General features: G+C 63.6%; 8 protein-coding genes. 4 read left to right on the plus strand and 4 right to left on the minus strand.

Annotation, left to right across the window (positions count from 1 at the left end; all coding sequences use genetic code 11):
- Nucleotides 1–233: 233 nt before the first annotated feature.
- Together LU671_RS28845 and LU671_RS28850 are read right to left on the minus strand one after the other, a co-directional pair.
- Complete coding sequence (locus tag LU671_RS28845) at nt 234–1589, minus strand: amino acid permease (RefSeq protein WP_110735705.1); 1356 nt, start codon at nt 1587–1589, stop codon at nt 234–236.
- Nucleotides 1590–1637: 48 nt separating this feature from the next.
- Nucleotides 1638–2579 carry an AEC family transporter gene (locus LU671_RS28850; protein WP_203650776.1) on the minus strand — a complete coding sequence of 314 codons (942 nt, stop codon included), beginning with the start codon at nt 2577–2579 and terminating at the stop codon, nt 1638–1640.
- A gap of 190 nt (nt 2580–2769) precedes the next feature.
- Here LU671_RS28850 and LU671_RS28855 point away from each other — a divergent pair, with 190 nt between their 5' ends.
- Nucleotides 2770–4404: a phospholipase gene (locus LU671_RS28855; protein WP_232857790.1), complete on the plus strand. Its 1635-nt coding sequence runs from the start codon at nt 2770–2772 to the stop codon at nt 4402–4404.
- A 14-nt stretch (nt 4405–4418) separates the two neighbouring features.
- Entirely contained in the window at nt 4419–4607 is a 189-nt protein-coding gene (locus tag LU671_RS28860) for a hypothetical protein (RefSeq protein ID WP_232857791.1), read from the plus strand.
- A gap of 162 nt (nt 4608–4769) precedes the next feature.
- Here LU671_RS28860 and LU671_RS28865 read toward each other — a convergent pair whose 3' ends face one another.
- Nucleotides 4770–5330 (minus strand): response regulator transcription factor, encoded by a 561-nt coding sequence (locus LU671_RS28865; protein WP_023632665.1) that lies wholly within the window; start codon nt 5328–5330, stop codon nt 4770–4772.
- Complete coding sequence (locus LU671_RS28870) at nt 5327–6586, minus strand: ATP-binding protein (RefSeq protein WP_203650772.1); 1260 nt, start codon at nt 6584–6586, stop codon at nt 5327–5329. Before LU671_RS28870 ends, LU671_RS28865 begins: the two co-directional genes overlap by 4 nt.
- Before the next feature lie 201 nt (nt 6587–6787).
- Between LU671_RS28870 and LU671_RS28875 the strand changes: the two genes are divergently transcribed.
- Both LU671_RS28875 and LU671_RS28880 read left to right on the plus strand, forming a co-directional pair.
- On the plus strand, nt 6788–7510 hold the full coding sequence (locus LU671_RS28875; RefSeq protein WP_232857792.1) for an SIMPL domain-containing protein: 723 nt from the start codon (nt 6788–6790) through the stop codon (nt 7508–7510).
- 311 nt (nt 7511–7821) lie between these two features.
- Nucleotides 7822–9029: ABC transporter substrate-binding protein (locus LU671_RS28880; protein ID WP_232857793.1), on the plus strand; the 1208-nt coding region annotated here is incomplete at its 3' end.

Below are 9029 nucleotides of genomic sequence, written 5' to 3' on the forward strand. Positions count from 1 at the left end.
GATCAAGATCAAGATCAAGATCAAGATCAAGATCAAGATCAAGATCAAGATCAAGATCAAGATCAAGATCAAGATCAAGAGATGCGAAGTTGGAGGTTAGATAATTGGGAATATGTTGACTGCCTGCGATGGCAACCGAGAGATTGGAAACAGACTTGAATGACCATAATACGCCATCCAAGCCTGCTCGGTTTCAGGACGCCATGAACATCCCGAAACCGAACTGGATCAAATCAGGCCTGCCGCGCTTTTTTCATCCGGAACGCCACCCACAACACAGCAATCCACGCCGGAATCAACATCACCGAAATGCGAATCGGCGGGGTCAGGTACATCACCACCAGGATCAGCACGATGAACGCCAGGCACAGGTAGTTGGTCAGCGGATGCCCCAGGCTACGGTAGAACGGCTGAATCCCGGCCGCCAGCTTGGCCTTGCGGAACTTCAGGTGGGTAATACTGATACTCGCCCAGTTGATCACCAACGCCGACACCGCCAGGGCCATGAGCAGGCCGAAGGCTTCGCCCGGCATCAGGTAGTTGATCAGCACGCACAGGCCGGTAGCGAAGGCCGATACGCCCAGTGCGGTGAGCGGCACGCCACGACGGCTGACCTTGAGCAGCTGGCGCGGCGCGTCACCCTGCGTGGCCAGGCCGAACAGCATGCGGCTGTTGGCGTATACACAGCTGTTGTAGACCGACAGCGCGGCGGTCAGCACCACAATGTTGAGGATCGTCGCCACCAGGTCGCTGTCCAGCTCGTGGAAGATCATCACGAACGGGCTGCCGCCCTGCACCACCTTCTGCCACGGATACAGCGACAGCAGTACGGCCAGCGCGCCGATGTAGAAGATCAGGATGCGATAGACCACCTGGTTGGTGGCCTTCGGGATGCTCTCACGCGGGTTGGCCGCCTCGGCGGCGGTGATGCCCACCAGCTCCAGGCCGCCGAACGAGAACATGATCACCGCCAGGGCCATGATCAGCCCGGTGACGCCATTGGGGAAGAAGCCACCGTATTGCCACAGGTTGGCGACGCTGGCATCCGGTCCGCCATGGCCACTGGTGAGCAGCCAGGCGCCGAAACCGATCATGCTGACGATCGCCACCACCTTGACCAGGGCGAACCAGAACTCCATTTCGCCGTACACCTTCACCTGGGTCAGGTTGATGGCGTTGATCGCCACGAAGAAGATCGCCGCCGTGGCCCAGGTGGGGAAATCCGGCCACCAGTACTGCACGTAGATGCCCACTGCGGTGAGCTCGGCCATGCCGACCAGCACGTACACCACCCAGTAGTTCCAGCCCGAGACGAAACCGGCGAACTCGCTCCAGTACTGGTGCGCGAAGTGGCTGAAGCTGCCGGCGACCGGCTCCTCGACCACCATCTCGCCCAGCTGGCGCATGATCAGGAAGGCCATCAGGCCAGCGACGGCGTAGCCCAGCAGCACCGACGGGCCGGCTAGCTGGATGGTCTGGGCGATGCCCAGGAACAGCCCGGTGCCGATGGCTCCGCCCAGCGCGATCAGCTGGATATGGCGATTCTTCAGCCCGCGCTGCAAGCGCTCGGGCGTGCTCTGGTCTTGCATGAAGTGTCCTTTAGGTGAGGCAGTGTTATTGGTTTTGCTTGCAATCGACTAGATCCATCCACCCCATTGCAAGAAGAAAATCCCGATGTTCGTGGTGACGGCGGCCATCAGCGTGGTGATCACGATGATCGACGCCGCCAGTTCATGGTTGCCGTTGGCCTCCCGCGCCATCACATAACTGGCCGCCGCGGTGGGGCTGCCAATGTAGAGGAACAGGATGCCAAGCTCCGCACCGCGAAAACCGCACAACCAGGCGCCCAGCGTTCCCAGCACCGGCAGCCAGACCATCTTCACCAGGCTGACGTCGAAGGCCAGCCGGCCACTGTCGCGCAGCGCCGCCAGTGACAGGGTGCCGCCGATGCAGATCAGCGCCAGCGGCAGGGTCATCTGCGCCAGGTAATCCCCCGAAGTCAGCAGCCAGTTGGGCAACGGCACCTGACCATAGGCCATGGGCGTGGCCAGCAGCACGCTGATGATCAACGGGTTGCTGAGGATGCTCTTGCAGATGCTCCACGGGTCGGACTTCAGGTCCGGGCTGTACACCGCCAGGACCACCGCCGACAGCGAGTTGTACATGAGGATCACCAACCCGGCCAGCACCGCGCCGAGGGATATACCGTAGTCGCCATACAGGCTGGCCGCCAGTGCCAGGCCGATCACGCCGTTGTTGCCGCGAAACGCGCCTTGCGTGTAGACGCCCCGGTCCGCCCGCGGGCAGCGCCAGATCGCCAGGCCCCAGGCCAGGCCGAAACACGCCAGCGTCGCGACCACGAAGTAGAGGATCACCCCGGGCTTCACCGCCGCCGCCAGGTCGGCGTGGTAGATGCCGAGGAACAGCAGCGCCGGCATGCACACGTTGAACACCAGCTTCGAGGCGACCCGGTTGAAGTTGTCGTCGATCAAGCGGATGCGCTTGAGCAGCACGCCCATGAACAGCATGGCAAACACAGGGGCCGTGATGTTCAGTGTCTGGATGAGAAGGGCAAGCATGCAACGTGTTCCCGGGAAATACCGTCAGGGGCGCCATCATACGTGAGAGCCGGGGGAGTTGCGCCCGCCACAGCAGCCAGATACCCGCACAAAGAGGTCTTGACGTAGGAATTTTCCTGAATATAGTAAGAATTACTGTATATGCATACAGTATAAAAATGGACGATCCAGACATTGCAAGGAGCAAATCATGTCAGGAATGCACACAACGCCTGTGGCCGCGAAGGCCCAGGCAACGCTGGTGGTCGCCGACCTCGAGCAGTTGTTCGAGGAACAGGGCGTCGCCCTGCCCGGCACCGACAGCCATCTGATGCTGGTCATGCATGGCCACCACACCGTCAAGTACCACCGCCTTGCGCCGCCACCGGCTCGCGGCCCATCCGCACGGCGCGGGCCGGAGCTGTTCTTTGAAGGCGGCGAACACACCGCCATCGGCGACAACACCCTGCTGCGCTTTGAAGCGGGTCAACCGGGTATCCCCGCCCACCAGTCGCCGCTGCCGTTGCCCAACGGCCTGAGCCTGACCTATGGCCAGGTAATCGCCCTGGGCGGCGACTTCTACGGCTTGCCCGAGCGCCCGATCGCCGATGGCGCCAACGACGCCGAGCGGATCGAACGCTTCACCCAGGCCTTCGACTCCCTGGCGCGCCTGCCGGCGGCCAAGGCGGAAGCCGAACAGATCCTTGCGGTCATGCAGGAAGAAATCGGCGCCGCCAACCAGGCCATCAAGGACGGCCGCCAGCCCCACGAGGCCTATGACGCGCTGGGTGACAGCCTGTCGGCACGCTGGAACCGCATCACCGGTGGCGGCAGCTTCGCCTCCGACCTGTTCCCCCTGGGCCGCTACCTGAAACTGGCCGCCAGCAACTGGGACCACTTCGGCCCCTGGGCGCTGGCGGCCTACCAGGCCGGCCACGCCGCCGCCCTGCAGCAGGCGCTGAAAGCCCGCGCCAGCGGCGAGGAGCGCGACCTGCAACTGGCCTATGCGATGAACGCCTTCGCCGACCACTTCCTCACCGACCTGTTCTCCGCCGGCCACCTGCGGGTGCCGCGCAAGGCCCTGGCCGATACCGTCACGCCGAGTGACGTCGGCTCGCTGATCTCGCGCTTCATGCACGACGAGGACAGCAAGTACGGCCTGGCCGTGCGCAATGCCGAAGGCGAGCAATGGCGCGCCTACGGCGACAAGCGCTACTTCGACAGCGTCGATGTGGCCAACCGTCGCCAGGTGGGCCGCGCCGTGCAACGTTCGGCCGACGAGGTGTTCCAGACCTTCGCCGAAGGCCGCGCGCCAGCGGCGAAGGACTTCGCGGCGCTGCGCCTGGCGCCCGACCTGCGGGCCGCCGAGCAGGACCTGGTACCCGGCAACTTCGCCCCGCTGTACGTCCAGGACGGCAAGGCCGTGCTGCGACGCAAGGACGTCAACGACCTCAACGACCGCAACCGCATCGGCGACTGGTGGGGCTGGAGCACCTACCTGCTGCTCAAGGACTACAAGCCGAACAAGCCCACCGGTTTCATCGATGCCCCGGCCACCTCGCCAGCGATCACCGGCTGGGAGCGCCGCGAGCCCGATGGCCTGAACTGGCAGCGCGGCAACGCGGTGCGCTACGCCTTCAGCGTCACCGACCAGCTCAACGAGTCGTACATCGGCCCGTGGAGCGCCTATGTCGAGTTGACCGACCAGTTCCACCCGAGCGTGCAAGTGCCGGCGGACGGCAAGCAGCGCGGGCGCAACCTGTTCCGCCAGTTCCGCGGCGGTTCACCGGAACTGATCGCCAGCCTGGACGGCAAGACCACGCTCTATATCGATCGCAACGCGTGACAAGGAGGTCACCGATGAATATCAAGGTCAAACTGGAACTGGCTTCGGGCCAGTCGATGGAAGGCATGCCGCTGGAGTTGCTGCGTGCCGGCAAGGTGATTGGCCGAGCGAAAGTGCCGGCAGGGGGACAGGTGGCGTTCGAGGCGCCATCGGGGGCAGGACAGCTGGCGGTGCGGGTTGATCGTTCGGGGGTGAAAGCCTGATACAAGGCCGGGCCTCTCATCAGATCATGCGCAATCCCTGTAGGAGCGGCCTTGTGCCGCGAAAGGGCCGCAAGGCGGCCCCGGCGGTTTCAGCGTTCCACCGAGATAGGGGCTGCTGCGCAGCCCTTTCGCGGCACAAGGCCGCTCCTACAGGAATATGCGTCAGCGCCGAACCGGGCGCTTCTGCAACTTGCGCTGCAGCGTGCGCCGGTGCATCCCCAGCGCCCGCGCCGTAGCGGAGATGTTGCCTTCGTGCTCACCCAGCACCCGCTGGATGTGCTCCCACTGCAGGCGATCCACCGACATCGGGTTTTCCGGCACCAGGGTGTCCAGGTCGGTGTGCTCCGAGAGCAGCGCCGCCAGCACATCGTCGGCGTCCGCCGGCTTGCACAGGTAATTGCAAGCCCCGCGCTTGACCGCCTCGACCGCCGTGGCGATGCTCGAGTAACCGGTCAGGATCACCACGCGCATCTCCGGGTCCAGCTCCAGCAGCTTGGGCAACAGCACCAGGCCCGAGTCGCCTTCCATCTTCAGGTCCAGCGTGGCGTAGTCGGGCAAGTCCTGCTCGGCCAGTTTCAAGCCTTCCTCGGCGGAACCCGCGGTGCTCACACGGAACCCACGACGCGACATAGCCCGGGCCATCACCCGGGTGAAGGTGGCGTCGTCATCCACCAGCAGCAGGTGCGGCAGTTCTTCGCCTTCGACCTGGTTTTCTTCGCTCATCTTGCATCTCCTCGCTTGCCATGGGGCAGGCGCAATTCGGTCAGGGTGCCACCCTGCTCATGACTATAGAGTTTCACCGAACCGCCCGCACGCGTCACGCTGGCCTTGCTCAAGAACAGGCCCAGGCCGAAGCCTTTGCCCTTGGTGGTAATGAAGGGTTTGCCGATCGCCTCGGCGATGGCCGGCGGCACGCCGGGGCCGTGGTCGCGGATGCTGATGACGATGTCGTGGGCATCCCAGTCCAGGCGCACTTCCAGGTCATCCGGGCAGGCATCGGCGGCATTGTTCAACAGGTTCAGCAGGGCCTGGGTCAGGTCAGGCGGCGGTGTCAGCCGCGGCACCACGCCGTCGCGCAGGCGCTGGAAGCGGTAGCTGGCCTCGGGGCGCATCAGGTGCCAGCGGTTGAGCGCCTCGTCGAGCCAGGCGGTGACGTCCTGCTCGACGATCGCCAGCCGTCGGTTGGCCTCGGCGGCGCGCACCAGTTGCTGCAAGGTTTCCTTGCACAGCTTGACCTGGTCCTGAAGGATCTGCAGGTCCTCCTGCAACAGGGGGTCGGCGTGATCCTGGCGCATCTCGTTGAGCAGCACGCTCATGGTCGCCAGCGGTGTGCCCAGTTCATGGGCAGCGCCGGCTGCCTGGGTGGCCACTGCCAGCAACTGCTCGTCGCGCAGGCTCTCTTCGCGACGCTCGGCGCGCAGGTTTTCCTGCCGACGCAGCTCCTCGGCCATGCGCGCGGCGAAGAAGGTGATCACCCCGGCGGCCAGGGCGATACTCAGCCACATGCCGTAGACCTGCATGGTGTCACGCGCCAGCGGCAGCGTCTCCAGAGGATAGTACTGCACCAGCAGCAGGCTGTAGGCCACCAGCGCAATGCCCGAGAGCACCAGCGAGTAGAGCCACGGCAGCGTGACCGCGGCGATCGCCAGCGGTACCAGGTAATAAGAGACGAAGGGGTTGGTCGATCCACCCGAGTAATAAAGCAGGGCGCTGTGGATCAACAGGTCGCAGGCCAGCTGCAGGGCGTACTCGAGTTCGGTGACCGGCAGCGACAGGCGCAAGCGCAGGGCGGTGAACGCACACAGCAACGATGACAGGGCCAGCGTCACCGCCAGCGAGAACCACGGCAGCGGCAGCAGTTCGGTCCAGTAGGCAACGCCCACGGAGCCGGCCTGGGCCGCCAGCACGAGAATGCGGATGAAGGTCAGGCGCCAGAGGTTCTGGCGTGTAGCGGACAACGGTTGTGCGACGGCGAGCATGAGCTCTCCCAATGAGTGCTCCAGGAAAATCGGCTGGAGTATACCGAAGCCGGGCGCCTCGCTGCAGCGATGCGGCAAAGCGCCACAGTTTGTCACAGACTCATGATGGCATTTTTGAACCCACTACACTGTTGCCGGTCTGATCGGCCATGCGTGGAACGGATGTCCTCATCCACGCCTTACCTTGCCAAGGAGCTCCACATGCACATTTCCCGTCGCGGCGCCGCCGCCGTTGCCCTGTCCTGCGGCATGCTCGCCAGTCTGCCGGCCCTGGCCGCCGATGAGCCTCGCTACAACCAGGTGTCGCTGCGCGCCGAAGTCAGCAAGGAAGTGGCGCGCGACCTGATGGTCGTGACGCTGTACAGCGAAGCCCAGAACAGCGACCCGGGCAAGCTCGCCAAGGAGATCACCGAGACCATGAACAAGGCCGTGCAGCAGGCCCGTCAGGTCAAGGACGTGAAGATCAGCCAGGGCAGCCGCAACAGCTACCCGATCTACGACACCAAGGGCCAGAAGATCACCGGCTGGCGCGAGCGCGCCGAGCTGCGCCTGGAAGGCGCCGACTTCCCGGCCCTGTCCAAGCTCACCGGCGAGCTCCTGCAAGACCTGAAAATGGGCGGCATGGACTTCTCCATCGCCCCGACCACGCGCAAGTCCAATGAGGACGAGCTGCTCAAGGACGCCGTCGCCGCCTTCAAGGCCCGCGCCCAGCTGGCCACCGAGGCCCTGGGCGGCAAAGGCTACAAGGTGGTCAGCCTGAACCTCAACAGCAGCGGCTACCCACGTCCGTACCTGCGCAGCGCACCGATGGCGATGATGGCCAAGGGCGCCGCCGACGAGGCCGCGACAGCGCCGGATATCGAGGCGGGCACCAGCGAAGTCAGCATGAGTGCCGATGGCCTGATCGAAGTCCAGGTCCCCTGACCCCTCCAACTGGATGTCCGAGTCGCGTAAAGCGTCTCGGACAGCAGTTTCAGACCTTTCCTACGCACCAAACGGGTGCGTCTGCTTGTCACATAAAGTGCGAAATATCTTGTAATTTTCGCCCTTTTCTCCCGCGCAAACGATCAACATTCGCCAAAGTTATATGGATGCGACATCCATGTACGTCCGTACCACAAAATTGGCGCCAACCATCCCGCTGAGTGTTGCATTGGGAACACCCCCTGCATAAGTATCCGCAGGTCGGCTCACGAGGCCGCCTCAATTCGAAAAATGACAACAATGAGGCCACCATGCTCAAACACGCAGTCATTCCGTTCCTGGTAGGTGCAGGCTTGCTAGCCGGCGCACCGTTCGTCCACGCCGCGACCAACCTGGTGTTCTGCTCCGAAGGCAGCCCGGCCGGTTTCGACCCTGGCCAGTACACCACCGGGACCGACTTTGACGCCTCCGCCGAAACCATGTTCAACCGCCTGACCCAGTTCGAGCGCGGCGGTACCAAGGTCATTCCGGGCCTGGCCACCCAGTGGGAGGTTTCCGATGACGGCAAGACCTACACCTTCCACCTGCGCGAAGGCGTGAAGTTCCATACCACCGAGTACTTCAAGCCGACCCGTGCGTTCAACGCCGACGACGTGCTGTTCACCTTCAACCGCATGCTCGACAAGGACCACCCCTTCCGCAAGGCCTACCCCACCGAGTTCCCGTACTTCACCGACATGGGCATGGACAAGAACATCGCCAAGCTCGAGAAGGTCGACGAGCACACCGTGAAGTTCACCCTCAACGACGTCGACGCCGCGTTCATCCAGAACCTGGCCATGAGCTTCGCCTCGATCCAGTCCGCCGAGTACGCCGACCAGTTGCTCAAGCAGGGCAAGGCCGCCGATATCAACCAGAAGCCGATCGGCACCGGCCCGTTCGTGTTCAGCAAGTACCAGAAGGACGCGCAGATCCGCTACAAGGGCAACAAGGACTACTGGAAGCCCGAGGACGTCAAGATCGACAACCTGATCTTCGCCATCAGCACCGACGCCTCGGTGCGCATGCAGAAGCTCAAGAAGAACGAATGCCAGGTCACCCTGTTCCCGCGCCCGGCCGACATCAAGCCGCTGCAGGAAGACAAGAAGCTGCAGATGCCTGAACAGGCCGGCTTCAACCTCGGCTACATCGCCTACAACGTGATGGACAAGGTCAAGGGCAGCAACGACGCCAACCCGCTGTCGCAACTCAAGGTGCGCGAAGCGCTGGACATGGCTGTCAACAAGCAGCAGATCATCGAGTCGGTGTACCAGGGCGCCGGCCAGCTGGCGGTCAACGCCATGCCGCCGACCCAATGGTCCTACGACACCACCATCAAGGACGCCAAGTACGATCCTGAGAAAGCCAAGCAGCTGCTCAAGGAAGCCGGCGTCAAGGAAGGCACCGAGATCACCCTGTGGGCCATGCCGGTGCAGCGCCCCTACAACCCCAACGCCAAGCTGATGGCCGAAATGCTCCA

Origin of the sequence: Pseudomonas sp. NMI760_13 (assembly GCF_021283245.1) — a bacterium.
Lineage (GTDB): Bacteria > Pseudomonadota > Gammaproteobacteria > Pseudomonadales > Pseudomonadaceae > Aquipseudomonas > Aquipseudomonas peradeniyensis.

Coding starts and splice junctions, on each gene's coding strand:
- LU671_RS28875 (WP_232857792.1), top strand. CDS start 6,788: ATGCACATTTCCCGTCGCGGCGCCGCCGCCGTTGCCCTGTCCTGCGGC.
- LU671_RS28865 (WP_023632665.1), bottom strand. CDS start 5,330: ATGAGCGAAGAAAACCAGGTCGAAGGCGAAGAACTGCCGCACCTGCTG.
- LU671_RS28845 (WP_110735705.1), bottom strand. CDS start 1,589: ATGCAAGACCAGAGCACGCCCGAGCGCTTGCAGCGCGGGCTGAAGAAT.
- LU671_RS28860 (WP_232857791.1), top strand. CDS start 4,419: ATGAATATCAAGGTCAAACTGGAACTGGCTTCGGGCCAGTCGATGGAA.
- LU671_RS28855 (WP_232857790.1), top strand. CDS start 2,770: ATGTCAGGAATGCACACAACGCCTGTGGCCGCGAAGGCCCAGGCAACG.
- LU671_RS28870 (WP_203650772.1), bottom strand. CDS start 6,586: ATGCTCGCCGTCGCACAACCGTTGTCCGCTACACGCCAGAACCTCTGG.
- LU671_RS28850 (WP_203650776.1), bottom strand. CDS start 2,579: ATGCTTGCCCTTCTCATCCAGACACTGAACATCACGGCCCCTGTGTTT.